We start from the raw sequence: 24737 nt of genomic DNA, 5'->3' as shown, positions 1-24737 counted from the left end.
TGAACTTGGAGACAACGTCGTGAACCTTCGCAAGCTCTTGAAGCTCCTCTACGTCCAGGTCCTGATCGGCCTGATCCTCGGCATCACCGTGGGCCACTATTGGCCGGACTTCGGTGCCAGCCTCAAGCCGCTCGGCGATGGCTTCGTCAAGCTGGTCAAGATGATGATCGCCCCGGTTGTGTTCTGCACCATCGTCACCGGCATCACCTCGCTAGGCGATTCGAAGGAAATCGGCAAGACGCTGCTCAAGGCGATGGGCCTGTTCTACGCGCTGACGATCCTTGCGTTGATCACCGGCCTCGTTGCCGTGTTTGTGATGCAACCGGGCGCCGGCATGCACATAGACCCGAAGAACCTGGACGCCTCGGTGGCGACACGCTTCGCGAACGAGATTCACATCCATGGCTTTACCGACTTCGTGCTTCACATCATCCCCAACGCCTTCTTTGGTGCTTTCGCCGACGGCGAAGTACTACCGGTGCTGCTGCTGGCCGTCTTGTGCGGCTTCGGCCTGACACGCATCGGCACGGCAGCCAAGCCGGTGCTCGACGGCATCGACGGCTTCTCGCACATGCTTTTCGCGGCCTTCAGCATCATCATGCGGCTGGCGCCGATCGGTGCTTTCGGCGCGATGGCCTTCACGGTAGGGCGCTACGGCATCAAGTCGATCGGCTCCCTCGGGCTCCTGATCGGGACCTTCTATGTGGCCTGCATCTTCTTTGTCGTCGTGGTGCTCGGCGTGCTGTCGCGTCTGCACGGGTTCAAGCTGTGGCAGCTGATGCGCTACATCAAGGAAGAGTTGCTCGTGGTGCTCGGCACCTCGTCGAGCGAACCGGTGCTCCCCCGCCTCTTGCTGAAGCTCGAGCGCCTCGGTTGCAAGAAGGGCGTGGTCGGGCTGGTGCTGCCGACGGGCTATTCATTCAATCTCGACGGGACGGCAATCTACCTCACGTTGGCGTCGATGTTCATCGCCCAGGCCTGCGACATCCATCTGTCGTGGCTCCAGATCGGCTCGATGCTCGGCATCATGCTGCTGACCTCCAAGGGCGCCGCAGGCGTGACGGGCAGTGGCTTCGTCGCCCTCGTGGCCACGCTCACCGTCATGCCTGAATTGCCGGTTGCCGGCGTAGCGCTCATCGTGGGTATCGATCGATTCATGTCCGAGGCGCGCGCGCTCACCAGCACCATCAGCAATGCCGTGTGCTGCGTCGTGGTCTCGATTTGGGAAAACGCTTGCGACCGAAACGTACTACGGCGCGAATTGGCCGCGAACTACGCCAACACCGAGCACGAACTCGAAGAGGGTTCCGCAGACTTCCCTACGCCGCTCGGCCACGCTGGCCCTGCGCACTGACACCGGCCGACGAGCCTTGAGCATGGCCGGCTCCTGATCTTCAACTCACCGCGCGGCGGCCTTCTGGCTTGCCGCGCCTTGCCTTCATCCCGGAGAAGAACGCGTAGAGCTGCTGCGCTGCCGGCGACAAGGTCCGGCCTTTGCGCCGGATGAGGCCGATCTTGCGGGTGATCACCGGGTCGTAAAGCGGAACGCTCACAAGCAACGGATGGTCCGCGTCCGGCATGGCGATCGAAGGCACCGCCGCTACGCCCAGGCCCGCCTCTACCAGGCCGAGCATCGTCGTCACGTGCTGGGTCTCGTAGATGCTCTGCGGACGGCCAGGCAGGCCCGAAAGCGCCTGATCCAGCAGGAGCCGGTTGCCCGACGCCTTGCTGACCGAGATGTAGTCGTACTGGGCCAGTTCGGTCCAGCTCACGCGGCGCTTCTTCGCGAGTGCATGGTCGCGCCTGCAAGCCGCGACAAAGCGCTCCTCCAGCAAGGGCTTGAATTCGATGTCCGGCTCCTTGCCGCCAACAAAGTTGAGCCCGAAATCGGCCTCGCCGCGCGACACGGCCGAGAGCACCTCGTTGGCGCTGGCGTCGAAGACCTTGACCCGGATCTTCGGGTAGCGCTCGTGGTAGCGCGAGATCACTTGCGACAGGAAGTAGTAGACGGTCGAAGGCACGCAGGCGATCGTCACCTCACCCATGCGCGTGGCCGCCACGCCGCGGATGCCCAACAGCGTGTGGTCGAGGTCGTCCAGGAGTTGCTGCACCTTGCGATCGAAGTCGCGTCCTACCGAGGTCAGGCTCACGCGCCGCGTGGTGCGGTCGAGCAGTCGCACGCCGAGCGCCTCCTCGAGCTTTTCGATACGCCGGCTGAAGGCGGGCTGCGAGACATGCAGCGCCTCGGCTGCCTTGCGGAAGCTGTTGAGCTCGGCCACCGCCCGGAACGCCTGCAGATCGTTGAGATTGAAGTTGATGGCCATGTCGCCGCGCTCCCGAGGGCAATGCATTGATCCACAGTGTGCATCAATCGATCCTGAACATGCAATTCACAGAAGTCTTTCAAAAGCGGAACATTCGATCAAGGCCAAGCAAGAGCCTCCCAGAAATCAGCTTTCGACATTCCACCGGAGTAGACAAATTGAAGATCCAGAAGATTCGCCTTGTGGGCACTGTGGCGCTGGCAGCGTCCTTGGCTTGCGGCGGCGCAGCAGCCGCCTTTCCTGAAAAGTCGATCACCCTCGTGGTCCCGACGGCGGCGGGCGGTGCCAACGATGCCATGGCGCGCGTCATCGGTCAGGCCATGTCGGCCATCCTCAAGCAACCCGTCATCGTCGACAACAAGGCGGGCGCCAATGGCGCGATCGCTAGCGAATATGTGATGCGCGCCGCGCCCGACGGCTACACGCTCATGCTGGGTTACGTCGCAACGCATGCGATGAACCCGGCACTGCAAAAGCTTCGCTACGACCCGGTCAAGGACTTCGAGCCCGTCGGAATGATCGGATCGTCGGCCACGGTGATGGTGCTTAATCCCGCCGTCAAAGCCGGCAACGCCAAGGAAGTCGTGGCGATGCTCAAGGCCGCTCCGGACAAGACCAGCTACGCCTCGGCCGGCAATGGCACGGCGCCGCACTTCGCCGCCGAGATGTTCAAACTTTCGACAGGGACCCACATGCTGCACGTTCCCTACAAGGGCTCCGCGCCGGCCATCACGGACACCATTGGTGGCCAGACGCAAGTGATGTTTCCCAGCCTCTTCACGGCCATGCCGTATGTCAAGGCCGGCAAGCTGAAGGCAGTCGGCGTTGCAGGCCCCAAGCGCTCGGCGCTCATGCCGGACGTACCCACGCTCCAGGAACAGGGGATCGCCGACGTCGACGTTTCGCAGTGGTACGGCATCTTCGCGCCGGCGAAAACACCCAAGCCGGTGATCGAACAGCTCAACAAGGTGCTCAATGAGGTGCTGGCAGACAAGAGCGTGATCAAGCGTCTCGAGGACCACGGTGCCGAAGTCTCGACCATGACGACCGACCAGATGCGCACCTATGTTGCGCAGGAGCAGGTCAAGTGGAAGAAGGTGGTCCAGGCCGCCAGGATCACCGCGGATTGAGGATCAGGTCGATCCCTTGCGTGCTGATGCTCAGCTCGACGGGGTGGGCGGCGGCAGCGAGCGCATCGACCGAAGGCCATCGAAGGACCTTCACAGGCGGTTGCAAGGCGATCTATCGCGGCAGCGGAAGCGCCGTCTTGTACCGCACCTGCTTGAGCGCAAAGCTGGACCGGATCTTCTCGATCCCCGCAATCGGCGTGAGCTGTTCGAGAATGAACTTCTCCAGCGCCGCAATATCGGCCACCGCAACCCGGATCAGGTAGTCGCTGTCGCCCGTCATCAGATAGCACTCCATCACCTCATCGTGCTCCGCAATCCGCTGCTCGAAGTCGGCCAGCGATTGCTTGCTCTGCGTCTTGAGACTGATCGAGATGAACACGTTGAGCCCAAGCCCCAGCGCGCTCGCACTGGCCAGGGCGACGTAGCGCTGGATCACGCCCGTATTTTCGAGCGCCTTCACGCGCGCCAGGCACGGCGAGGGCGACAGGTGGACCCGGCGCGCGAGTTCGACATTCGAGAGCGCGCCGTCGCGTTGCAGTTCGTCCAGAATGCGGAGATCGATTGCGTCGAGTTGCATGAAATGCTGCAAAAGGGCCAAATCGCGGCATTCTATGTGGCCGATATGGCATTTGAGGGTCTCCAAACAGCATCTCATTCCAAAACCAGCGGCCTAAAGTGCGGTTCATGAACGCCCCCATGTCCCCCGATCAGCTGCGCGCATTGCTCGACATGTCCCTCCACGATGCCGACCCTGTCGAAACCGCCGAATGGCGTGACGCCTTCGTCGCCCTGGCCGAGACGCATGGCCCCGAGCGGGCGCGCTGGATGCTCGACGAACTCGCGCGCATGGCACGGGCGCAGCGCATCGGCTGGCAGCCCGAGCTCTCGACGCCGTACGTCAACACCATCGCCCCCGAAGCCCAGCCTGCCTTCCCCGGCGATCTCGCGATCGAGGAGCGGCTCGCGTCCCTGATGCGCTGGAACGCGCTCGCGATGGTCGTGCGCGCCAACCAGGCGTATGGCGAACTCGGCGGCCACATCGCCAGCTATGCCAGTGCGGCCGACCTGTTCGAGACGGGGTTCAACCATTTCTTTCATGCGCGCACGGAGGCGCATCGCGGCGACCTCGTGTTCTTTCAGCCGCACAGCGCGCCCGGCGTGTATGCGCGCGCCTTCCTCGAAGGCCGCCTCAGCGAGGCAGACCTGACCCACTACCGCCAGGAACTCACCGCCCCCGCCTTCACCGAGGGCAAGGGCGCACGCGGGCTCAGCAGCTACCCGCATCCCTACCTGATGCCGGACTTCTGGCAGTTCCCGACCGGCTCGATGGGCATCGGTCCGATCAGCTCGATCTACCACGCGCGCTTCATGCGCTACCTCACGCACCGCAACCTGCTCGACTGCGAAGGCCGCAAGGTCTGGGGCGTGTTCGGCGACGGCGAGATGGACGAGCCCGAATCCATGAGCGCGCTCACGCTCGCCGCGCGCGAGAAGCTCGACAACCTGGTGTGGGTGGTCAACTGCAACCTGCAGCGCCTCGACGGCCCGGTGCGCGGCAACGGCCGCATCATCGACGAGCTGGAGAAGCTCTTCGCCGGCGCCGGCTGGAACGTCATCAAGCTCGTGTGGGGCAGCGACTGGGACGGCCTCTTCGCGCGCGACATGAACGGCGCCCTCGTGCGCGCCTTCGCCAACACCGTCGACGGCCAGATGCAGACCTTCGCCGCCAAGGACGGCCGCTACAACCGCGACACCTTCTTCGGCCAGGACGAGGAACTCGTGCGCCTCGCCCAGGGCATGACCGACGAGCAGATCGACCGCCTCAAGCGCGGCGGGCACGACCTCGTGAAGATCCACGCCGCCTACGCCGCGGCCGCAGCCCACCAGGGGCAGCCGACGGTGATCCTCGCCCACACCAAGAAGGGCTACGGCATGGGCAGCGCGGGGCAGGGCAAGATGACCACGCACTCGCAGAAGAAGCTCGACGACACCGACCTCATCGAGTTCCGCAACCGCTTCAACCTGCCGCTCACGGACGAGCAGGCGACCCAGGCCGCTTTCTACAAGCCCGCCGACAACAGCCCCGAGATGCACTACCTGCTGGGCCGGCGCGCGGCGCTCGGCGGCAGCATGCCGCGCCGCGAAACCGCGTGTGAAGTGGTGGCCAAGCCCGACATCGCGGCCTATGCGCAGTTCGCGGTGGCCGCTGCCGGCAAGGAGATGAGCACCACCATGGCCTTCGTGCGCGTGCTCGGCAATCTCATGAAGGACAAGACGCTCGGCCCGCGCGTCGTGCCCATCGTCGCCGACGAGGCGCGCACCTTTGGCATGGCCAACCTGTTCAAGCAGGTCGGCATCTATTCGAGCGTGGGGCAGCGCTACGCGCCGGAAGACATCGGCTCGGTGCTCTCGTACCGCGAGGCGACCGACGGCCAGATCCTGGAGGAAGGCATCAGCGAGGCCGGCGCCATCGCGAGCTGGACGGCCGCGGCCACCAGCTACAGCGTGCACGGCCTGGCGATGCTGCCGTTCTACATCTACTACTCGATGTTCGGCTTCCAGCGCGTGGGCGACCAGATCTGGGCCGCCGCCGACCAGCGGCCACGCGGCTTCCTGCTCGGCGCGACCTCGGGCCGCACCACTCTGGGCGGCGAGGGCCTGCAACACCAGGATGGATCGAGCCATCTCATCGCAGCGACCATTCCGAACTGCAAGGCCTACGACCCGGCCTTTGCCGGCGAGATGGCGGTCATCGTCGATGCGGGCATCCGCGAGATGCTGGTCGAGCAGAAGGACGTCTTCTATTACGTCACGCTCATGAATGAGAACTACGCCCAGCCTGACCTGCCGGCAGGCGCGGAAGCCGATGTGCTGCGCGGCTGCTACCGCTTCGATGCTTGGAAGGGCGCGCAACCGGAATCCGCCAGCGCGAAGGTCACGCTGCTGGGATCGGGCGCAATCCTCACCGAGGTCGTCAAGGCCGCACAAGTGCTGGCTGACGAGGGCATCGCGGCCGAGGTCTTCAGCGTCACGAGCTGGAGCGAACTGGCCCGGGACGGCCGCGCCTGCGAAGAGCGCGCACTCGCGGGCGATGCCGAACCGGGCACGCCCTTCATTGCAAGGCAATTGGCCGGCGGCAGCGGCCCGGTGATCGCCGCGACCGACTATGTGCGCGCCGTACCGGAGAGCGTCCGAGCCTTCCTGCCGGAAGGCCGCCGCTACCTCACGCTGGGCACCGACGGCTTCGGCCGCAGTGACACACGCGCCGCGCTGCGCCAGTTCTTCGGGGTCGACGCGCAGAGCATCGTGCGGGCCGCGCGGCACGCGCTGTCCCGGCGCTGATTCGGTCCGGCCGCATGGCCACGCGGGGTTAGTCCCGTTGTGACGCGGCCGCGTGAATTTCTATGATGGCCCCCTGACCCGTGCGGCCAGCCAGTCTGCCCGCGCGGACGCCAGCCCGTTTCTTGCGTGTTGGCCTCCATCGAACCCCTCGGGAACATCCATGAACAAAGCAGGACTCATCGGCCTGGGCGCCATGGGCGCAGGCATCGCGGGAACGCTGCGCGGCAAGGGCTTCGAGATGCACGTATGCGACGTGCGTCCCGGCGCGGCGGTGCGCTTCGCCGAACAGGGCGGTGTCGCCTGGGCCACGCCCGCGCAGGTCGCGGCCGCGTGCGACGTGGTCGTCTCCGTCGTGGTCAACGCGCAGCAGACCGAGGCCGTGCTCTTCGGCGAGGGTGGCGCGGCCGCGGCGATGAAGCCCGGCAGCGTGTTCGTGATGTGCTCGACCGTCGACCCCAACTGGTCGATCGCGCTGGAAGGGCGCCTGAACGCGCTGGGCATCCACTACATCGACGCACCCATTTCCGGCGGTGCGGCCAAGGCGGCGAGCGGCCAGATGACGATGATGAGTTCGGCGCGACCGGACGCCTACGCGAAGGCCGATACGGTGCTCGACGCCATGGCCGGCAAGGTCTATCGCCTGGGCGACCGGGCCGGCGCGGGCAGCAAGGTGAAGATCATCAACCAGCTCCTCGCCGGCGTGCACATCGCGGCGGCGGCCGAAGCCATGGCACTGGGACTGCGCGAAGGCGTTGCGCCCGATGCACTCTATGAAGTCATCACGCACAGCGCCGGCAACAGCTGGATGTTCGAGAACCGCATGGCCCACGTGCTGGCGGGCGACTACACACCGCTGTCGGCGGTCGACATCTTCGTGAAAGACCTGGGGCTGGTGCTCGACACCGCGCGGGCGAGCAAGTTTCCGCTCCCGCTCGCATCCACTGCGCACCAGATGTTCATGCAGGCGTCGACGGCGGGCTTCGCGAAGGAAGACGACAGTGCGGTCATCAAGATCTTCCCGGGCATCGAACTGCCTGCCTCCAACTCCCCGGGCAAGTCATGAGTCTCCTGCTGGGCTGCATCGCCGACGATTTCACGGGCGCGACCGATCTCGCGAACAACCTGGTGCGTGCGGGCATGCGCGTGGTGCAGACCATCGGGGTGCCGGCTTCGCCGCTGGCCGCCGACGTCGATGCAGTGGTGGTCGCGCTCAAGTCGCGGACCATCGCGCCGGCCGAAGCAGTGGCGCAGTCGCTCGATGCGCTGGCCTGGTTGAAGGCACAGGGCGCACGGCAGATCTACTTCAAGTACTGCTCCACCTTCGACAGCACCGCGCGGGGCAACATCGGTCCCGTGACAGAGGCACTGATGGATGCGATGGGTTGCGACTTCACCATCGCTACGCCCGCCTTTCCGGACAACAAGCGTACCGTGTTCAAGGGTTATCTGTTCGCGGGCGACGTGCTGCTCAACGAAAGCGGCATGCAGAACCATCCGCTGACGCCGATGACCGATCCGAACCTCGTGCGGGTGATGCAGGCGCAGACGCGGCGCAAGGTGGGGTTGATCGACTATGCGACGGTGGCGAAGGGCGCGGTCGCCATCGGCGAGCGCATCGGGCAACTGCGCCGTGAAGGTGTGGGCGTTGCCATCGTCGATGCGGTCTCCAACGACGACCTGATGCGCCTCGGTCCGGCGCTCGCGGACATGTCGCTGGTCACGGCCGGGTCGGGCGTGGCGATCGGGCTGCCGGCGAACTTCGGCATTGCGCCTTCGTCCGCCGCCAGTGTGCTGCCTCCGGCAAGCGGTTTGCAGGCGGTGGTCTCGGGCAGTTGCTCGCTTGCCACCAATCGGCAGGTCGCGGACTTCATCGCATCCGGCCGTCCGGCGCTGGCGATCGATCCCTTGCAACTCGCTTCCGGCATCGATGCGGTCGGGCATGCGCTGGCGTGGGCAGCGCCCTTGCTCGAACAAGGGCCGGTATTGATCTATTCGACCGCGGACCCAGGCGTCGTCAAGTCGGTGCAGGGCCGCCTCGGTTCGGTGGAAGCGGGCGCGATGGTCGAGGAAGCCATCGCCGCCATCGCGCGCGGCCTGGTCGAGCGCGGCGTGCGGCAACTGGTCGTGGCGGGCGGCGAAACCTCGGGCGCGGTCGTGCAGGCGCTCGGCATCGCGCAGCTGCAGATCGGCGCGCAGATCGACCCCGGCGTGCCGTGGTGCCATGCGGCCAGCGATGCCGCTGGCGGGGCCGGTGTTCACATCACACTCAAGTCGGGCAACTTCGGCACCGACGACTTCTTCGGCAAAGCATTTACAGTGCTTGAATGAAGTACTGCCCCCACGCTCATCACTTCGTGTATCGCTGCCCCCCGAGGGGGCGCTCAGTGTCCTTCGGGCGGCCGGGCGTGCACTGATGAACGAAAACCAAGCGCGAGAAGAAATCTGCCGCATTGGCCGCAGCCTCTTCCAGCGCGGCTACGTGCACGCCACCGCCGGCAATATCAGCGTGCGGCTCGACAGCGGTTTCCTGATCACGCCGACCGACGCCTGCCTCGGCTTTCTCGATCCTGCGAAGCTCGCTCGGCTGGACGCGAACCTGCACCAGACGCACGGCGATCTCGCGAGCAAGACCATCGCCCTGCATGCGCGCATCTACGGGGCCGCCACACAGTTCGACAAGGGCACGCGCTGCGTGATCCACACGCACAGCACCCATTGCGTAGCGCTCACGCTGAATGCACCGGGCCCGGAATTGCTTCCGGCGTTGACGCCCTATTTCGTGATGAAGGTCGGCCATGTGCCGGTGATCCCCTATCACCGCCCCGGCGCGCCGGAGGCCGCCGCGCTGGTGGCGCACACCATCGAGCGCTACGGCTCGCAAGGCACGCCGATCCGCGCGGTGATGCTCGATCGCCTCGGCCCCAACGTCTGGCACGACACGCCCGCGGCCGCGATGGCCGTGCTGGAAGAGCTGGAGGAGAGCGCGAAGCTCTGGTTCCTGTCCGGCCAGGCGAAGAACGGTCGTCCTCCCGAGCCCCTGGGCCCGAACCAGATCAACGATCTCCGCCGCAACTTCGGCGCGCGGTGGTGACTATGCTCGCCCCCAGCCTCGCCCACTTCGTGTGGCTCGGGCACCCCCTTCCGGGGGCAACCCCGGCGGACCGGCGGAGCCGGTTCCGCGGGGTTTCTGGGATGGGGTGTGTGGGTCTTTTCTGAATTTTTGGAGCTCTTGATGCCACGGTTTGCTGCCAATCTTTCGATGCTCTATCCGGAGCTGGACTTTCTCGATCGCTTCGAGGCCGCTGCCAAGGATGGCTTCCGCGCGGTTGAATACCTGTTTCCCTATGCCCATGAGCAGCGCGAACTCGCGGCGCGGCTGTCGGCCAATGGGCTGCAGCAGGTTTTGTTTAATGGGCCGCCCGGCGACTGGGAGCGTGGGGAGCGCGGGCTTGCCTGTCTGCCGGGGCGCGAGGCCGAGTTTCGCGAGGGCATCCTGAAGGCGCTCGACTACGCGGCCGCGCTGGCTTGCCCGCGCGTTCACGTCATGGCGGGTCTGGTGCCGGGCGGCACGGAGCGCGACGCGGTGCAGCCGACCTACGTCGACAACCTTCGCTGGGCGGCGGTCGAGGCGGCCAAGGCGGGGCTCGACCTGCTGATCGAGCCCATCAACACGCGCGACATTCCGGGCTTCTTCCTGAACCGGCAGGACCATGCGCACGAGATCGTCGAGGCCGTGGGCGCGCTGAACCTGCAGGTGCAGATGGACCTCTACCACTGCCAGATCGTCGAAGGCGATGTGGCGATGAAGGTCCGCAAGTACCTTCCGACGGGCCGCGTCGGTCATTTCCAGATTGCGGGCGTGCCCGAGCGGCATGAACCCGACATCGGCGAGCTGAACCATCCCTATCTCTTCGACGTGATCGACGAGGTCTCCGCGCAGTGCGGCTGGGAAGGGTGGGTCGGCTGCGAATACCGGCCGCGGCGCGGCGCCGTGGCCAACGGCACTTCTGCCGGACTCGGCTGGCTGCGGAGCCTCCCGCGCAGTTCGCGCGCATGAAGCTCGAAGCTGTCCGCATTCCGCCGCGCCTCCAGGGCTTTGCACCGGCTGGGGCCGAGGTGTTCGACGTCACGCTGGCTGGTCCTCGTGTCGCCAGCATCGAGCCGAGCGCGCAGCCCGCGCGCGGCATCCTGCTCAGCGGCCCGGTGGACGCGCATGCCCACATCGACAAGAACTACACCGTGCGGGACGTTGGCGCCGCGGAAGGCAATCTTTTCGCGGCCATCGAGCGCATGGCGGCCCATCGTGCCCACTGGACCGCCGACAGCCTCCGTGTCCGCATGCAGCGAGCATTGCGCGAAGCGTGGGCCAGCGGCACGCGCGCCTTGAGAACCCATCTGGACTGGGGCGGGGCCGATCCTCCGGTCTCGCTCGCGGTGTTCGAGGCGCTCCGCGAAGAATGGCGCGACCGCATCGAACTGCAGTTCGTCGCGCTCACGCCGCTGGACGCGTTCGCCGATCCAACTGCCGGCGAGCGTATTGCCCAGGCAGTGAAGCGCGCGGACGGGGTGCTCGGCGCTTTCGTTTATCGCAACGATGGCATCGCGCACAAGCTGGGGCGCGTGTTCGATCTGGTGCAGGAATATGAATTGGAGATCGACTTCCATGTCGATGAGGGACTGGACGTCGAAGCGACCGGGCTGCGCACCATCGCGGAACTCGCCATTGCGCGCGGACTGCACGGGCGCGTGACCTGTGGGCACGCGTGTTCGCTCTCCGTGCAGGACGACGCGACCGCCAACGAGACCTTGGCGCTGTGCGCGCAGGCGAGCATCCACCTCATCGCCCTGCCGACCACCAACCTCTACCTGCAGGGAGCCTGGAACCGCACTCCGGTGCAGCGCGGCATCACGCGGATCCGCGAAGCCGCGGCGCACGGCCTGCGCGCGAGCCTCGCGACCGACAACGTGCAGGACGCCTTCTATCCCTACGGTAGCTACGACCTCGTCGAGACCTTCGGCCTCGGCGTCCAGATGGGGCATCTGGCGCCCGCCACCGACTGGCTCGACGCCATCACCGTCAGCCCCGCGAAGGCCCTCGGGCTGGCCTGGGACGGCCGCATCGCACCCGGCTGCCCGGCAGACCTGGTGCTGCTGGCAGCCGCCGACGAATACGAACTTCTGGACCCGCGCGGACGCCGACGCACCGTCATCCGCGCAGGCCTCACCCTGGAGAACACTGAATGAGCATGGGCAAACCGATGGCCAACTACGCGGCAGCAAAACGCGTAGGCGACTTCGTCTTCATGAGCGGCGTGGTGGCGGTCGATCCGACCACCCGCCGCGCCGTGGCGAGCTACGAGGACATTCCCGAAACGGCGCGCACGGCGTTGCGCGGCCTGGGCTATGCAACCGGGCAGATGTCGGTCGACATCTTCGAGGCGCCCATCGTGGCGCAGAGCTGGTTCGTGCTCGAACGCATCCGCCAGATCGCCGCCGAGCACGGCGGCACGATGGACGACGTGGTGAAGCTGGTGCAGTACTTCCGCCGCCTGTCCGACTACGCGCCGTACAACCGCGTGCGGGGGTTGTTCTATCCGGGTGAACCGCCGGTCAGCACGGTTGTCGAGGTGTCGCGCTTCCTGCCGGGAGACGAGGTGCTGGTCGAGGTGGAGGCGACGATGTACTTGCCGCAGCATTGAGAGGCTCTAGAGCCTCGTAGCGAATTCTTGTCGCTGCGCGGGTTGTTGCAGTGACTGTTCCTGGGCCTCATGCCGAGTCTGCGCGGAGTTCTGTTCCCAGGCGTCGCTGCTCTGTGCGATCGGCGTGTTGAGTGACTCCACCGTCGGCACGCTGGTGAATTGCTTGAACGGTGAGTTCAATGCGCCTTGCACTGCAAACACCTTGGACGCGTCCGTGCTCAGGGTCACGTGTTCGATCCGGTTCATCCCATGGCTGCGTGCGGCCACGACGAGCGCGGCGGCCAGTTGATCGCTTCGATGGTCGGGCGTGCGGCCGACTTGTGCATCGAGTCGATGCACGCCGGATTGCGCCTGCCGGAAGAGCGCGTGGTCTGGGTGTGTCGGGTCGGAGAGTTGTACCGCTAGCCCATCCTGCTTCAAGGCAAGGTGCAACTGGATAGGCCTTGGCAGGCCTTGAATCGGCACGTACCTGTGGGCGTCGGCGGTGTGATCGAAGTGCGCGTCGATCGCCGGAGCGTGAGTATCGACGTAAGGACATTGCGCGTCTGGCTTGCCCAGCGAAAGGCCGTTTTGCTCCAGCAGTGTCTCATGCAGTTTCAGGTGCTGCATATCCAGGTGCAGGGTACCGGCCAACGCCGGATTGAGCATTTCATACTGGCACACCGAGCCCACCAGGCCGGCTGCGTAGTAGTTGGTGTAGTCCGAGTTGCCGTGATACCCGAGTCGCGTGTCAGCCGGCACCTTGTCGAAATAATGCGTGGCGGCAGCTTCGATGTTGCGGGCGTCAGGGGTGATGGACAGGTCGGCGTTGAGCGTGAAGCCGGCCTTGGCGATGAACTGCTTGTGCCCGGCTTCTCCCTTGAGTTCGACAAAGTCGTTGACATACTCGACCTTCCCTGACAGTTCGCCCATGTCCGACAGTTTGGCTTCCGGATTGCCATGCTTCAACCGGCTGACCAGTGCATTCCATCCGGCAATATGGGCGCTGGCTTCGTCGCTGCGGTTGATTGAAAGCATCCGAGCCAAGGACTGACTGTAGTCATGAACCGGCTCACCACTTTCAAGCACGCGCCGAGCATCCTGATCGAACCTTTCAAGCCCCCGTCTTGTCCGCTCGAGGTTGGCGCCGTGCTGAACCTCATGGCCGATGATGAACGTGAGCGCATGGCGCTTCCTGGGATCCAGGACATCACTCTGCTTCAAGTTGACGGTTTGTGTGTCAGAACTGAAACTGGCCCCTGCATTTTCGTTCTCGTTCATCCAGGCGAAGTGCTTGAGATGGCCTCTTGCCACGGCGTCGTTCATCTGTTGCAGCAATGCAGGCGATTCCTCGATAAGCGCGCGCAGGTTCCGGTAGACCGGCGATACCGGGTCGCCGATCTCACGTATCACCTGCTCCAGCCGGGGGCTGAAGGTGCTCACTGCCGCGCTTCCGGATCCGTGGACCTTTCAAGGAAGTCGACGGAGACCCTCTTGATGCAGTCATGGCTGATTTTTTCAAGGCTTTCGCTGCTTTCGCCGACGACTCCGATCTCCACCTCGACCAATCCGCGCTGGTATTGCCGGGCCGGACTTGCTCGGCGTGTACTGCCGACATGCCGGTAGCCCATCTTGAGCAGCGCATCATGAAACTGCGCCGCGTCGAGTTGGCAGATGCCCGTCATGGGCGGACGAGGCGCGCTCCCTTGTGTTTGGTAAAACTGCAGCCCATAGCCAGGCAGATGGGTGACGTCGACCACATCCCATATCAGCATGAACGACCACTCATTGGTCAATGTCCCGAAGGCAAATAGCGCGCGGCTTTTGGGTGAAGCATCAACAAGACGGTCCATCGGCAACCGGAAGAATGGCGTCACTCGCTGCAACTCCAGATCCTGCGGTTGATGCAAGGTGTCGATCAGTGCCAGCAACCTGCGCAGTAGATCGGGGGCGTCCCGGGGCGGCGCCATTGCGGGTTCCGGGCTGGACATGGTCTTTTCCTCCGATGGGACGACAGTCCGCGTCAACTGCGAGCAGGCGCCGAGTGCCAACCCCATCGACAGACATAGAAGCCAAGGAAGGCGTTTGGTTTTCAAGTGCAGTGATACGAGCAAACTTGCGCGGTGGTCGCGGGATGACCACCGGCTGCATCGACTCTAGAAGCGTCCAAAACGCGCGTACATCAGACCGATTTCAGAAGGCCGAAGATTTTTCTCTTCGTTTGTCTCCGGTTTCCCGTACCCACGCTTCTATCGAACGCCGGCACCCTTCAGCAGGAATTCGGTGACTTGCTCGATCAGGTAACGCTGATCCTTGTCGTCACTCTCCGCCACGTTCCGGAAGAGCGCTACCTGCGTCGCGTGATCCGCATAGAACTGCGTCACCGCCCACAGGTGGAACAGGAAGAGCATCGGGTCGACCGCGTCCATCAACCCCTGGTTGATCCAGTTCTGGATCACCGCCGCGGCCTGGTCGGTGCGCTGCTTGCTCGTGCCCATCATCTCGCGCAGGACGGGCGCGCCGCGCATCATTTCGGCGGTGAAGATCCTGGAGCGCAGAGGGTGTTCGAAAGAGAACACCATCTTTCGCCGGATCAGGTCGCTCAGCACCTTGCGCGGGCCGAAGGCCTCGTCGCTGAAGCCGAAGACGCCGATCCAGTCGTTGATGATGTCCTGCAGCACCTGCCGGTACAGCGCTTCCTTGCTCTCGATGTAGTAGTGCAACTGCGGCTTCGACAGGCCGGCCTTGTCGGCGATGGCCTGCGTCGAGGCCCCGGCGAGGCCGTCGTTTGCGAACACTTCGACCGCCGCCTGGTAGATCACTCCCAGCACCTGCGTGTACTTGCGCGCGCGGCCGCGGGTGGCCGGTGCGTCCGGCCCGTCTTCCAGGGTGCTCGGTGTCGTGCTCATCGAATATGCATGGTGCCAGAGCCGAAGCTGATGCGGATCACAACGCGATCACCAGTTCATCGCCTTTGGCGCGCGAACAACACAGCGCCACCTTGTGGGCGCGTTCGCTGCGGGTGAGGCAGAAATCGCGGTGTTCGGCGCTTTCGCCTTCACACCCCACCACGCAGGTGCCGCACAGGCCCTGTTCGCACGACACCGGGATGTCGACGCCGAAAGCGTGCAGCGCATCGACGGCGGTCTGGTCGCCCGCGACCGGCACGATGATGCCGCGCTGCGCCAATCGCAGCACGAAGGGCTTGCCGGTGCCGCCAGCCGCATCCGCTGGCGCAGCGAAGTACTCGGCATGGACCACGTCCTCGGGCCAGTGCGCGGCCGCATTGCGCACGGCCTGCATGCGCTGAAGAGGCCTTCGGGCAGGCCCAGCGTGTACCAGTTGGCCGCTACGACCATCATGTCGTGCGCCTCGCGCAGGTCACGGGCGACGATGTCCATGATCGACATCTGGCCGCCGTGGCTGTTGTAGAGCACCAGCTTGCGCACGCCGGCCTTGGCGACGCAGGCTCCAATGTCCTTCCAGAGCGCGATCAGCGTCGAGGCCGATACCGTGAGCGTGCCGGGGTAGCGCGAGTGCTCGTTGCTCTTGCCGTAGGCGACCGTCGGCAGGAAGAGCACGGGCAGGTCGTCCGGCAGGTACGGGAGGGTCGCCCGCACCATGCCGTCGATGGTGGCCGTGTCCGTCGACATCGGCAGGTGAGGACCATGCTGCTCGGTAGCGCCCACCGGCAGCACGGCAATCAGGCGGGAGCGGTCGAGGCGGGAAAACTCCTCGCTGGTCAGGTCGGACCAATAGCGGCTGCGCGGGCGGGCGGATGGCATGAAGCACTTCGTTCGTCGTGAAGGGTGATTAAATTAACCACTTGGTCAAAAAAGATGGCTCAGCGTTTATCCGAAAGAGATCTCTCCGAGCTGAAACCGTGAGTAAGTGTCACGCACGCGCTTCAATCGGTCTTCTCAGATATGACCAGATGGTCAATTGTCGTTGTTCGACTCCACACGGCTCTCATGGCCTCGCGCCTTCGTTGCCCGCGGCTGACGCCAGTGCGCCATATTCGAGAATCGCGTCGAGGAGCAGCATGTCCATCCAGTTGAACCACACGATCGTCAAGGCCCGCGATCCGCAGGCATCGGCAACGCTACTGGCCGCGATTCTCGGACGCGGCGCGCCGGTCCGATTCGGCCCATTCCACGGCGTGGAGATCGACAACGGCGTCACGCTCGATTTCATGCGTGTCGATGAACCGTTCGACTGGGCGCACTACGCGTTCCTCGTGAGCGAAGCCGAGTTCGACGAAATCTTCGGGCGCATCCGCGAACGCGGGATTCCCTACTGGGCCGATCCCGGTCACCACCAGCCGGGCGTGATCAACCATGGCGACGGCGGGCGTGGCGTCTACTGGGACGACCCGGATGGCCACAGCCTCGAGATCCTGACCCGGCCCTATGGCAGCGGCGGCTGATCCGGTGGCTTGGGCGCAGGCGGCGGACGTGTGCGACGTGCTCGTGATCGGCGCCGGGCCGGCGGGGAGCGCTTGCGCCCAGGTGCTGGCGCGCGCGGGATTCGATGTGGTGCTCGCCGACCAGCAGGTGTTCCCGCGCGACAAGGTCTGCGGGGACGGGCTGATTCCGGACGCGCACCGGGCGTTGGAGCGGCTCGGCGTGCTCGACGAAGTGCTGGCACGCGCACGGGGTGCAACGCATGTCGCCTGCGTCGGACCGAGCGGCGGCCGGGTCGAGGTGCCGGCGCATCTGGCGGTGTTGCCGCGTCGCGAACTCGACGAGATCCTGCGCCGGGCGGCGCTTGCGGCGGGCGTGCGCTGGCTCGCGCCGGCGCGCTTCGAGGCGCCGCTGCTCGATGCAGGTCAGCAGGTGATCGGCGCGCGCCTCTCGCTGCCGGACGGCGGCGCCCACAAGGCGCACGTGTTGCGCGCGCGCTGGACCGTGCTCGCCACCGGTGCGGCGTCGATTCCATTGATCGCGGCCGGCATGTGCAGCCGTCGCGCACCGAGCGGCATGGCGCTTCGGGGCTACGTGCGCAATGAAGCAATGGCAGAGCGGATCACCGGACTCGACGTGGTGTGGCACCGCGCGCTGCGACGGGGCTATGGCTGGATCTTTCCGTGCGCGGGCGGCGTGTTCAACATCGGCGTCGGGATCACCCACGGTCGCGCGGACGCACGCGACGTCAATCTGCGCGAGCTGTTCGCCACCTTCGCCCGCCTGTACGCGCCCGCGCGCGATCTGATGGCGCAGGGCGAGCCGCTCGGTGGGCTGAAAGGCGCGCCGCTGCGCTGTTCGCTCGATGGCGCGCGATGGTCGCGGCCGGGCCTGCTGGTGGCGGGCGAGGCCGCAGGCAGCACCTACCTCTTCACCGGCGAGGGCATCGGCAAGGCGCTCGAGACGGGCATGCTCGCGGCGCAAGCCATCGCCGACGGTCGCGACCGGCAACTGGGCGACGCGCGGGTGCGTGAAAGCTACGAGGCTGCATTGCACGGCCTGAAGCCCCGCTTCGATGGCTACGAGAAGGCCAATCGCATCAACAACCATCCATGGCTGGCCGACCTCCTGATCTGGCGCGCACGCCACAGCGAAAGCGTCAGGCAGCGCCTGAGCGGCGTGATCGAGGAAACCCACACGCCCCGCACCCTCGTGACGGCCACGGGCGTGCTGCGGCTGCTCTTGCCGTCGGCCTGACTCACCGGTGAGAGATGTACCGGGTGACGACAGGCAGCGACTCGCCCTGGTGAAACGCCAGACGCCGCTCGCGCAGCGCGATGTCCGCCGCCGTCGCGCGATGGAAGCGCCGCAGATGCTCGGTCCATGATTCGTCGACGATCTGCTCGACGTAGCGGCTCGGCTCCGAGATGTCGTGGAGCAGTTCCCACCCGATCGCGCCCTGGCTCAGCCGCGTGCGGCGCGTCTGGTGCATCACGATCAGGAAGGCGGCAGCGCGCGCGGGGTCGATCAGGTACTCGACGGTGATCACCACGCGGCCCTCTTCGCCCGGCGCGCTTTTCGGCGGGCCGGCGGCCCATCCTTGCTGGGCGGGGCTGGTGTCGTCCTCTTCACCGGTGCCGTCGGTCACGTAGCGCAGCGCGGCCAGCATGCAGAGCGTGCCGGTCGCCGCGGCGATACCGAGGCTGACATAGAGCGACGTGAGTTCCGCCACCTGGCCCCAGAGCGCCGCGCCAAAGGCACTCGCGCCCATGATCGCCATCTGGTACGTCGACATGCCGCGGGCGCGCACCCAATCCGGCAAGGCCAATTGGGCCGATACGGACAGTGAATTGGCGACCGTGATCCAGGCCATGCCGCCGAGGAACATCGCGGGCACCGCCACCCAGGCGTTGGGCGCCACCGCCATCACCGCGGTCGCGCTCGACTGCAACACGGTTCCGCGCAACACCAGTTGGTCGCGGGTCATCGCCTGGCGCAGCCGCGGCAGGAACAGCACCGCCACGATCGCGCCGGAACCCATCGCCGCCAGCAGCAGCGTGAAGGTGCCGGCCCCGCCGCCGCGCAGGTTGCGCGCCAGCAGCGGCAGCAGCGCCAGCAGCGCGGTGGAATGCAGGAAGAAGAGCGCCACGCGCGTGAGCACTGCCCGCATGCGCTGCGACTGGCGCACGAACTGCACGCCGACGCGCATGGCGCTGATGAGTTTCTCGCGGCCCAGCGGATTCGGCGTGTGCTCGCGCCGCCAGTGCAGCACGACGAAGCCCGAGGCCACGCACATCACGGCGTTGATCCCGAACACCCACACCGTGCCCGCGCTCGCGATCAGCGTGCCGGCCAGCAGCGGACCGATGATGCGCGAGGCGTTCATTGCGATGCCGTTGAGCCCGAGCGCGGCCGGCAGGTGCGTGCGCGGCACCAGTTCGGGGACGATGGCAGAGAACACGGGCCAGCGCATCGCCAGGCCGATGCCGTTCGCGAAGGTCAGCGCCAGCAGCAGCGGTGCGTTCATCACGTCCATCACAACGGCGACGCACAGCACGATCGCGGTGCCGGCCAGCCAGAACTGGGTGGCGACCAGCCAGCGACGCCGGTCGAGGATGTCGGCCAATGCGCCGCTCGGCAGCCCCAGCAGGAAAACCGGCAGCGTGGAAGCCGATTGCACCAGCGCGACCCAGATCGGCGAGGTGGTGAGCGAGGTCATCATCCACGCCGCCGCCACGTCGTTCATCCACATGCAGATGTTGGCGATGAGCCAAGTGCTCCACAGCATGCGGAACACGGGGAGCTTGAGCGGTTCGAGGGGCCCTACGCGCGACGGCTGCACGCGCGGAGCAGTGGGAGTTTCGAGGGGCGAAATCGGTGGCATCGACGCCTATTGTCGGCGCGTCGTCGGCGCGGCCAGATGCTCGAGCGGCAAGGCATGGCTCGCCTTCACCTCGCCGAGCGAGAAGCTGGTGTGCAGGTCCTTCACGTTCGGCAGGTTGAGCAGGTGCTGCAGCGCGAAGCGCGAGAAGCTGTCGAGGTCCTGCGCGACCACCTGCAGTTCGAAGGTGCCGGTGCCGCTGATGTAGTGGCACGCGACGACTTCGGGCAGCTTGCGGATCGCGTCTTCGAGCTTGCGCGTGACGTCGCCGGTGACGCGCTCGGTGTCGACGCGCACGAAGGCGAGGACCCCGAGCCCGATCTTGCGGCGGTCGATCTCGGCGTGATAGCCCTTGATGTAGCCGGCTTCCTCGAGCGCCCGGACGCGGCGCCAGCAAGGCGCGGCCGACAGGCCCACGCGCAGCGCAAGTTCGGCATTGGTCAGGCGCCCGTCGGCCTGCAGTTCTTGCAGGATGGCGAGGTCGAACTTGTCAATGCTTTCCATTTCAGAGGATTTTAAGCAAGATCCTTTCAAAACAACCCATCCAGCGGGCAAAGAACGCAAACACCTGTCAAGACAGCAGGCATACACTTTGCGTCATGATGGCCGAGGGGACTCCGACCCGGAGGCCTCGCAAGCCACAGCCCACAAGGCTCAGCCCACTGGAGACAGCACGATGAATGCACCCCTGCCCGAGCACATCCGCAAGGCCCTGGAAACGGTCACGCTCGACGACAAATACTCGCTGGACTACGGCCGCGCCTTCATGAGCGGCGTCCAGGCGCTGGTCAAGCTGCCCATGCTGCAGCGCCTGCGCGACCAGCAGCAGGGCAAGAACACGGCGGGCTTCATCAGCGGCTATCGCGGCTCCCCGCTCGGCGGCTACGACCAGGCGCTGTGGAAGGCCAGCAAGTTCCTCAAGGAACAGAACATCGTCTTCCAGCCGGGCGTGAACGAAGAGCTCGCGGCGACCGCGCTATGGGGCACCCAGCAACTCGGCTTCTCGCCGGCGGGCACCAACAAGTTCGACGGCGTCTTCGGCATCTGGTATGGCAAGGGCCCGGGCGTCGACCGCTGCTCCGACGTCTTCAAGCACGCCAACATGGCAGGCACCACGCCCTGGGGCGGCGTGATCGCGGTGGCCGGCGACGACCACATCTCCAAGAGCTCGACCGCGGCGCACCAGAGCGACCACATCTTCAAGGCCTGCGGCACGCCGGTGTTCTTCCCGGCCAACGTGCAGGAAATCCTCGACCTCGGCATTCACGCCTTCGCCATGAGCCGCTTCGCCGGCATCTGGTCGGGCATGAAGACGATCCAGGAGATCGTGGAATCCAGCGCCACCGCGATGATCGACCCCGAGCGCGTCGAGATCGTCATGCCCACCGACTTCCAGATGCCGCCCGGCGGCCTGCACATCCGCTGGCCCGACCATGCGCTGGAGCAGGAAGCCCGGCTCATGCACTACAAGTGGTACGCCGCGCTCGCCTACATCCGCGCGAACCGGCTCAACCACAACGTGATCGAGGGGCCGAACGATCGCTTCGGCATCATGGCCAGCGGCAAGGCCTTCAACGACACGCGCCAGGCGCTGATCGACCTGGGCCTGGACGACACGGCCTGCCGCCAGCTCGGCATCCGCCTGCACAAGGTGTCCGTGGTGTGGCCGCTCGAAGCGCAGCTCACGCGCGAGTTCGCCACCGGCCTGCAGGAAATCCTGGTGGTCGAGGAAAAGCGCCAGGTCATCGAATACCAGCTCAAGGAAGAGCTCTACAACTGGCGCCCCGACGTGCGGCCCAACGTGGTCGGCAAGTTCGACGAGGGCGAAGTGCATCAGGCCGAGGGCTACTCGGGCGGTGAATGGTCGATGCCCAATCCGACCTCGCACACCCTGCTGCGCGCCAACGCGGATCTGAACCCGGCGCTGATCGCGAAGGCGATCGCCCAGCGCCTCAAGAAGACAGGCCTGCTGGCGGCCGCCGGGGCCGACATGGCGGCGCGCATTGACACCCAGCTCGCCATCCTCGAAGCCAAGGAGCGCGCCATGGCGGCGCCGCAGGCCACCGGCGTGTCGGACGCGGGCCGCCAGCCCTGGTTCTGCTCGGGTTGCCCGCACAACACCAGCACCGTCGTGCCCGAAGGTTCGCGTGCGATGGGCGGCATCGGCTGCCACTTCATGGCGACCTGGATGGACCGCTCCACCATCGGCTTCACGCAGATGGGCGGCGAAGGCGTGCCGTGGGTCGGCCAGCAGCCTTTCACGACCGACCAGCACATCTTCGCCAATCTCGGTGACGGCACCTACTTCCACAGCGGCCTGCTGGCGATCCGCCAGAGCATCGCGGCCGGCGTGAACATCACCTACAAGATCCTCTACAACGACGCGGTCGCGATGACCGGCGGCCAGCAGGTCGGAGAGCGTCCCGAAGGCCACTCGGTGCTGCAGATTGCCGAAAGCCTGCACGCCGAGGGGGCGGTCAAGGTCGTCGTCGTCACCGACGAGCCGGAGAAGTACGAGGGCGTGAACGTCCCCGGCGAGAACGTCAAGGTGCGACACCGCGATGAACTTGACGAGATCCAGCGCGAGTTCCGCGAGATCAAGGGCACCACGGCCATCATCTACGACCAGACCTGTGCCACCGAGAAGCGCCGCCGGCGCAAGCGGGGAACGGCGGTCGATCCGGCCAAGCGCGTGGTCATCAACGAGCTGGTGTGCGAGGGCTGCGGCGATTGCAGCGTGCAGAGCAACTGCCTCTCGGTCGAGCCGCTCGAAACGGAGTTCGGCCGCAAGCGCACGATCAACCAGAGCACCTGCAACAAGGACATGAGCTGCCTCAAGGGCTTCTGCCCCAGCTTCGTGACCGTCGAAGGCAGCCAGCTCAAGAAGAAGTCGAAGGGCAAGGGTGCGACGCCTGCCGAACTGGGCGTGCTCGCCGAGCCGGCGCTGCCCTCGCTCGCGGGCGGCAATGTCTGGGGCATCGTGGTCGCCGGCGTCGGCGGCACGGGCGTCATCACCATCGGCCAGTTGCTCGGCATGGCGGCGCACATCGAAGGCAAGGGCATCGTCACGCAGGACGCCGCGGGCCTGGCCCAGAAGGGCGGCGCCACCTGGAGCCACGTGCTGATCGGCGACACGCAGGACGACATCCGCACGACGCGCGTGGGCACGGCGGCGGCCGACCTGATCCTGGCCTGCGATCCGCTGGTCAGCGTCAACGCCGAGACGATGGCGCGGATGCGCGAAGGCCGCACGCACGTCGCGCTCAACAGCCACAGCAGTCCGACCGCGTCCTTCGTGCGCAACGCCAACTGGCAGAACCCGCAGGATGCGTGCGCGGCCGAAATTGCGCGCGCGGTCGGCCCCGACGCCGTCGGGGCCTTCGATGCCGATGCGGCGGCGACCTCGCTGATGGGCGACTCGATCTACGTCAACCCCATGATCCTGGGCTATGCGTGGCAGAAAGGGTGGATCCCGCTCGAGCATGCTTCGCTGATGCGCGCGATCGAACTCAACGCGGTGGCGATCGACAACAACAAGGCGGCCTTCGAGTGGGGCCGCCAGGCTGCGCAACGCCCAAGCGAGCTGCAAAAGCGCGTCCAGCCGGGCCAGGTCATCGAGTTCAAGAAGCGCGAGACGGTCGAGGGCCTGGTGGCGCGCCGCGTGGAATTCCTGACCGGCTACCAGAACGCCGCCTACGCCGACCAGTACAAGGCCTTCGTCGCCAAGGTGCAGAAGGCGGAGTCCGCCCTGGGCAAGACCAGCCTGACCGAATCCGTCGCGCGCTATCTCTTCAAGCTGATGGCGTACAAGGACGAATACGAAGTCGCGCGGCTGCACACCGACCGCAGCTTCCTCGAACGGATCGAGGGCATGTTCGAAGGGGAGATGGGCAAGGACTACAAGGTCAACTACCACCTCGCCCCGCCGATCATTGCGAAGAAGAATGCCAAGGGCGAATTGCAGAAGCAGAAGTTCGGCCCGGCGATGCTGACCGGCTTCAAGGTGCTCGCCCGGCTCAAGGGCTTGCGCGGCACGGCGCTGGACATCTTCGGCCGTACCGAGGAGCGCAAGGCCGAGCGCGCCCTGATCGACGAATACCGCGCGAGCATCGAGGAAGTGCTGGCTGGCCTCAACGCCGCCAACCACGCGACGGCCCTGGAAATCGCGAGCCTGCCCGAGCAGATCCGCGGCTACGGGCACGTCAAGGAGCGCAACCTTGCTGCCGCTCGCGTGCGTTGGAATGAGCTTTTGACCAAGTGGCGTAGTCCGCAAGCCGCGCGCGCAGCGGCCTGATTCTCGTCGTCCGACGCTCCGCCCAAAGCCCCCAATTGCCTCGCCGGGATAGCCCCCGGCGGGCCTATCCCCGCCGAATACAATGCGCGGTGCTGTGCGCGGCCAGGCACCGCGCTGCGCGACGGGTTCGCGCCGCTGCGGGCCGGCGGGACCTCTTGTTTTGGAGGCCTGCGCTCTTATTTCTTCCCTTCTGCTGGAGACTCCCTTGTTCATTTCCTCTGCTTACGCCCAGACCGCGCCCGCTGCTGCCGGAGGCAGCGACATGATGTCCTCGCTCGGCAGCATGCTGCCGCTGGTGTTGATGTTCGTGGTGCTGTATTTCGTGATGATCCGCCCGCAGATGAAGCGCCAGAAGGAAGCCCGGGCGATGATCGAAGCGCTGGCCAAGGGCGACGAAGTCGCGACCGCCGGTGGCGTGCTCGGCAAGATCACCCAGATCGGCGAGCAGTACCTGACGATCGAAATCGCCAAAGGCGTCGAAGTCCAAATCCAGCGCAGCGCGGTAGTCCAAGTGCTCCCCAAGGGCGCAATCAAGTAACGCTCGGCCCGGCTCAGCCGGCCCGATTCAATGAACAGCGATTTTTTCCCCCATCAGCCGCGCGCAGCGCGCTGCTTTCGTGAGCTGTCGTGGAACCGGCTTCGCCGGGCCACAGACAGCGCCCCCGGCAGGGGGTTGGCGAAGCGA

At 65.8% G+C, this 24737-nt stretch carries 21 protein-coding genes and 1 pseudogene; 13 read left to right on the top strand and 9 right to left on the bottom strand.

The genetic code is table 11. The features are described from left to right. The first annotated feature begins 19 nt into the window (after positions 1 to 19). Complete coding sequence (dctA, locus tag AC1D3B_RS24400; RefSeq protein WP_478193254.1) at positions 20 to 1354, top strand: C4-dicarboxylate transporter DctA; 1335 nt, start codon at positions 20 to 22, stop codon at positions 1352 to 1354. Positions 1355 to 1394: 40 nt separating this feature from the next. Here the strand turns inward: dctA and AC1D3B_RS24395 are convergent, their stop codons facing one another. Then, entirely contained in the window at positions 1395 to 2324 is a 930-nt protein-coding gene (locus tag AC1D3B_RS24395) for a LysR family transcriptional regulator (RefSeq protein WP_478193253.1), read from the bottom strand. A 158-nt stretch (positions 2325 to 2482) separates the two neighbouring features. On the opposite strand from AC1D3B_RS24395, the gene AC1D3B_RS24390 reads away from it, so the two are divergent. Further along, positions 2483 to 3454 carry a Bug family tripartite tricarboxylate transporter substrate binding protein gene (locus AC1D3B_RS24390; protein WP_478193252.1) on the top strand — a complete coding sequence of 324 codons (972 nt, stop codon included), beginning with the start codon at positions 2483 to 2485 and terminating at the stop codon, positions 3452 to 3454. Between the two features lie 112 nt (positions 3455 to 3566). Here the strand turns inward: AC1D3B_RS24390 and AC1D3B_RS24385 are convergent, their stop codons facing one another. Further along, the gene (locus tag AC1D3B_RS24385) at positions 3567 to 4031 is read right to left on the bottom strand and encodes an Lrp/AsnC family transcriptional regulator (RefSeq protein WP_478193251.1); all 465 of its coding nucleotides are present in this window, start codon (positions 4029 to 4031) and stop codon (positions 3567 to 3569) included. Positions 4032 to 4138: 107 nt separating this feature from the next. Here AC1D3B_RS24385 and mdeB point away from each other — a divergent pair, with 107 nt between their 5' ends. The 7 genes from mdeB (at position 4139) to AC1D3B_RS24350 (ending at position 12495) form a co-directional block, all read left to right on the top strand. Next, entirely contained in the window at positions 4139 to 6796 is a 2658-nt protein-coding gene (gene mdeB, locus AC1D3B_RS24380) for an alpha-ketoglutarate dehydrogenase (RefSeq protein WP_478193250.1), read from the top strand. A gap of 160 nt (positions 6797 to 6956) precedes the next feature. Continuing rightward, positions 6957 to 7859, top strand: coding sequence for an L-threonate dehydrogenase (gene ltnD / locus AC1D3B_RS24375; protein ID WP_478193249.1), 903 nt, complete (start codon positions 6957 to 6959; stop codon positions 7857 to 7859). Then, positions 7856 to 9124 carry a 3-oxo-tetronate kinase gene (gene otnK / locus AC1D3B_RS24370; RefSeq protein WP_478193248.1) on the top strand — a complete coding sequence of 423 codons (1269 nt, stop codon included), beginning with the start codon at positions 7856 to 7858 and terminating at the stop codon, positions 9122 to 9124. Before ltnD ends, otnK begins: the two co-directional genes overlap by 4 nt. An 85-nt stretch (positions 9125 to 9209) precedes the next feature. Further along, the gene (locus tag AC1D3B_RS24365) at positions 9210 to 9887 is read left to right on the top strand and encodes a class II aldolase/adducin family protein (protein WP_478193247.1); all 678 of its coding nucleotides are present in this window, start codon (positions 9210 to 9212) and stop codon (positions 9885 to 9887) included. A 141-nt stretch (positions 9888 to 10028) separates the two neighbouring features. Next, on the top strand, positions 10029 to 10853 hold the full coding sequence (otnI, locus tag AC1D3B_RS24360) for a 2-oxo-tetronate isomerase (RefSeq protein ID WP_478193246.1): 825 nt from the start codon (positions 10029 to 10031) through the stop codon (positions 10851 to 10853). Beyond that, entirely contained in the window at positions 10850 to 12040 is a 1191-nt protein-coding gene (locus AC1D3B_RS24355) for an amidohydrolase family protein (protein ID WP_478193245.1), read from the top strand. The genes otnI and AC1D3B_RS24355 overlap by 4 nt, the downstream gene beginning before the upstream one ends. Beyond that, the gene (locus AC1D3B_RS24350) at positions 12037 to 12495 is read left to right on the top strand and encodes a RidA family protein (protein ID WP_478193244.1); all 459 of its coding nucleotides are present in this window, start codon (positions 12037 to 12039) and stop codon (positions 12493 to 12495) included. Before AC1D3B_RS24355 ends, AC1D3B_RS24350 begins: the two co-directional genes overlap by 4 nt. Before the next feature lie 6 nt (positions 12496 to 12501). Here the strand turns inward: AC1D3B_RS24350 and AC1D3B_RS24345 are convergent, their stop codons facing one another. The 5 genes and pseudogenes from AC1D3B_RS24345 to AC1D3B_RS24325 form a co-directional block, all read right to left on the bottom strand. After that, positions 12502 to 13917 (bottom strand): XVIPCD domain-containing protein, encoded by a 1416-nt coding sequence (locus tag AC1D3B_RS24345; protein WP_478193243.1) that lies wholly within the window; start codon positions 13915 to 13917, stop codon positions 12502 to 12504. After that, positions 13914 to 14465 carry a hypothetical protein gene (locus tag AC1D3B_RS24340; RefSeq protein WP_478193242.1) on the bottom strand — a complete coding sequence of 184 codons (552 nt, stop codon included), beginning with the start codon at positions 14463 to 14465 and terminating at the stop codon, positions 13914 to 13916. The genes AC1D3B_RS24345 and AC1D3B_RS24340 overlap by 4 nt, the downstream gene beginning before the upstream one ends. Before the next feature lie 258 nt (positions 14466 to 14723). Beyond that, positions 14724 to 15383, bottom strand: a complete 660-nt coding sequence (locus AC1D3B_RS24335) for a TetR family transcriptional regulator C-terminal domain-containing protein (protein WP_478193241.1) — start codon at positions 15381 to 15383, stop codon at positions 14724 to 14726. Positions 15384 to 15420: 37 nt separating this feature from the next. Continuing rightward, the gene (locus AC1D3B_RS24330) at positions 15421 to 15777 is read right to left on the bottom strand and encodes a 2Fe-2S iron-sulfur cluster-binding protein (RefSeq protein WP_478193310.1); all 357 of its coding nucleotides are present in this window, start codon (positions 15775 to 15777) and stop codon (positions 15421 to 15423) included. Continuing rightward, a pseudogene (locus AC1D3B_RS24325) lies at positions 15777 to 16259 on the bottom strand (creatininase family protein); the annotation flags it as partial. The pseudogene AC1D3B_RS24325 and the gene AC1D3B_RS24330, both read right to left, overlap by 1 nt. Before the next feature lie 257 nt (positions 16260 to 16516). Here AC1D3B_RS24325 and AC1D3B_RS24320 point away from each other — a divergent pair. Continuing rightward, positions 16517 to 16900 carry a VOC family protein gene (locus tag AC1D3B_RS24320; RefSeq protein ID WP_478193240.1) on the top strand — a complete coding sequence of 128 codons (384 nt, stop codon included), beginning with the start codon at positions 16517 to 16519 and terminating at the stop codon, positions 16898 to 16900. After that, entirely contained in the window at positions 16884 to 18134 is a 1251-nt protein-coding gene (locus AC1D3B_RS24315; protein ID WP_478193239.1) for an NAD(P)/FAD-dependent oxidoreductase, read from the top strand. The genes AC1D3B_RS24320 and AC1D3B_RS24315 overlap by 17 nt, the downstream gene beginning before the upstream one ends. A 1-nt stretch (position 18135) precedes the next feature. Here the strand turns inward: AC1D3B_RS24315 and AC1D3B_RS24310 are convergent, their stop codons facing one another. Further along, entirely contained in the window at positions 18136 to 19761 is a 1626-nt protein-coding gene (locus tag AC1D3B_RS24310; protein WP_478193238.1) for an MFS transporter, read from the bottom strand. Between the two features lie 6 nt (positions 19762 to 19767). Continuing rightward, complete coding sequence (locus tag AC1D3B_RS24305; protein WP_478193237.1) at positions 19768 to 20262, bottom strand: Lrp/AsnC family transcriptional regulator; 495 nt, start codon at positions 20260 to 20262, stop codon at positions 19768 to 19770. Between the two features lie 172 nt (positions 20263 to 20434). Here AC1D3B_RS24305 and AC1D3B_RS24300 point away from each other — a divergent pair, with 172 nt between their 5' ends. Both AC1D3B_RS24300 and yajC read left to right on the top strand, forming a co-directional pair. Continuing rightward, positions 20435 to 24052: an indolepyruvate ferredoxin oxidoreductase family protein gene (locus AC1D3B_RS24300; RefSeq protein ID WP_478193236.1), complete on the top strand. Its 3618-nt coding sequence runs from the start codon at positions 20435 to 20437 to the stop codon at positions 24050 to 24052. A gap of 205 nt (positions 24053 to 24257) precedes the next feature. Beyond that, positions 24258 to 24590: a preprotein translocase subunit YajC gene (gene yajC, locus AC1D3B_RS24295; RefSeq protein WP_478193235.1), complete on the top strand. Its 333-nt coding sequence runs from the start codon at positions 24258 to 24260 to the stop codon at positions 24588 to 24590. Positions 24591 to 24737 lie beyond the last annotated feature (147 nt).

Source organism: Variovorax sp. P5_A3 (assembly GCF_056400665.1).
This window is presented reverse-complemented; position numbering and strand designations above follow the sequence as displayed.

Excerpts from the sequence above, each read along its gene's own strand:
- AC1D3B_RS24320 (WP_478193240.1), top strand. The coding sequence starts at position 16,517 with ATGTCCATCCAGTTGAACCACACGATCGTCAAGGCCCGCGATCCGCAG.
- AC1D3B_RS24335 (WP_478193241.1), bottom strand. The coding sequence starts at position 15,383 with ATGAGCACGACACCGAGCACCCTGGAAGACGGGCCGGACGCACCGGCC.
- AC1D3B_RS24300 (WP_478193236.1), top strand. The coding sequence starts at position 20,435 with ATGAATGCACCCCTGCCCGAGCACATCCGCAAGGCCCTGGAAACGGTC.
- AC1D3B_RS24330 (WP_478193310.1), bottom strand. The coding sequence starts at position 15,777 with ATGCAGGCCGTGCGCAATGCGGCCGCGCACTGGCCCGAGGACGTGGTC.
- AC1D3B_RS24355 (WP_478193245.1), top strand. The coding sequence starts at position 10,850 with ATGAAGCTCGAAGCTGTCCGCATTCCGCCGCGCCTCCAGGGCTTTGCA.
- AC1D3B_RS24310 (WP_478193238.1), bottom strand. The coding sequence starts at position 19,761 with ATGCCACCGATTTCGCCCCTCGAAACTCCCACTGCTCCGCGCGTGCAG.
- AC1D3B_RS24365 (WP_478193247.1), top strand. The coding sequence starts at position 9,210 with ATGAACGAAAACCAAGCGCGAGAAGAAATCTGCCGCATTGGCCGCAGC.
- AC1D3B_RS24385 (WP_478193251.1), bottom strand. The coding sequence starts at position 4,031 with ATGCAACTCGACGCAATCGATCTCCGCATTCTGGACGAACTGCAACGC.
- AC1D3B_RS24350 (WP_478193244.1), top strand. The coding sequence starts at position 12,037 with ATGAGCATGGGCAAACCGATGGCCAACTACGCGGCAGCAAAACGCGTA.
- AC1D3B_RS24395 (WP_478193253.1), bottom strand. The coding sequence starts at position 2,324 with ATGGCCATCAACTTCAATCTCAACGATCTGCAGGCGTTCCGGGCGGTG.
- AC1D3B_RS24305 (WP_478193237.1), bottom strand. The coding sequence starts at position 20,262 with ATGGAAAGCATTGACAAGTTCGACCTCGCCATCCTGCAAGAACTGCAG.
- ltnD (WP_478193249.1), top strand. The coding sequence starts at position 6,957 with ATGAACAAAGCAGGACTCATCGGCCTGGGCGCCATGGGCGCAGGCATC.
- mdeB (WP_478193250.1), top strand. The coding sequence starts at position 4,139 with ATGAACGCCCCCATGTCCCCCGATCAGCTGCGCGCATTGCTCGACATG.
- otnI (WP_478193246.1), top strand. The coding sequence starts at position 10,029 with ATGCCACGGTTTGCTGCCAATCTTTCGATGCTCTATCCGGAGCTGGAC.
- AC1D3B_RS24315 (WP_478193239.1), top strand. The coding sequence starts at position 16,884 with ATGGCAGCGGCGGCTGATCCGGTGGCTTGGGCGCAGGCGGCGGACGTG.
- AC1D3B_RS24340 (WP_478193242.1), bottom strand. The coding sequence starts at position 14,465 with ATGTCCAGCCCGGAACCCGCAATGGCGCCGCCCCGGGACGCCCCCGAT.
- otnK (WP_478193248.1), top strand. The coding sequence starts at position 7,856 with ATGAGTCTCCTGCTGGGCTGCATCGCCGACGATTTCACGGGCGCGACC.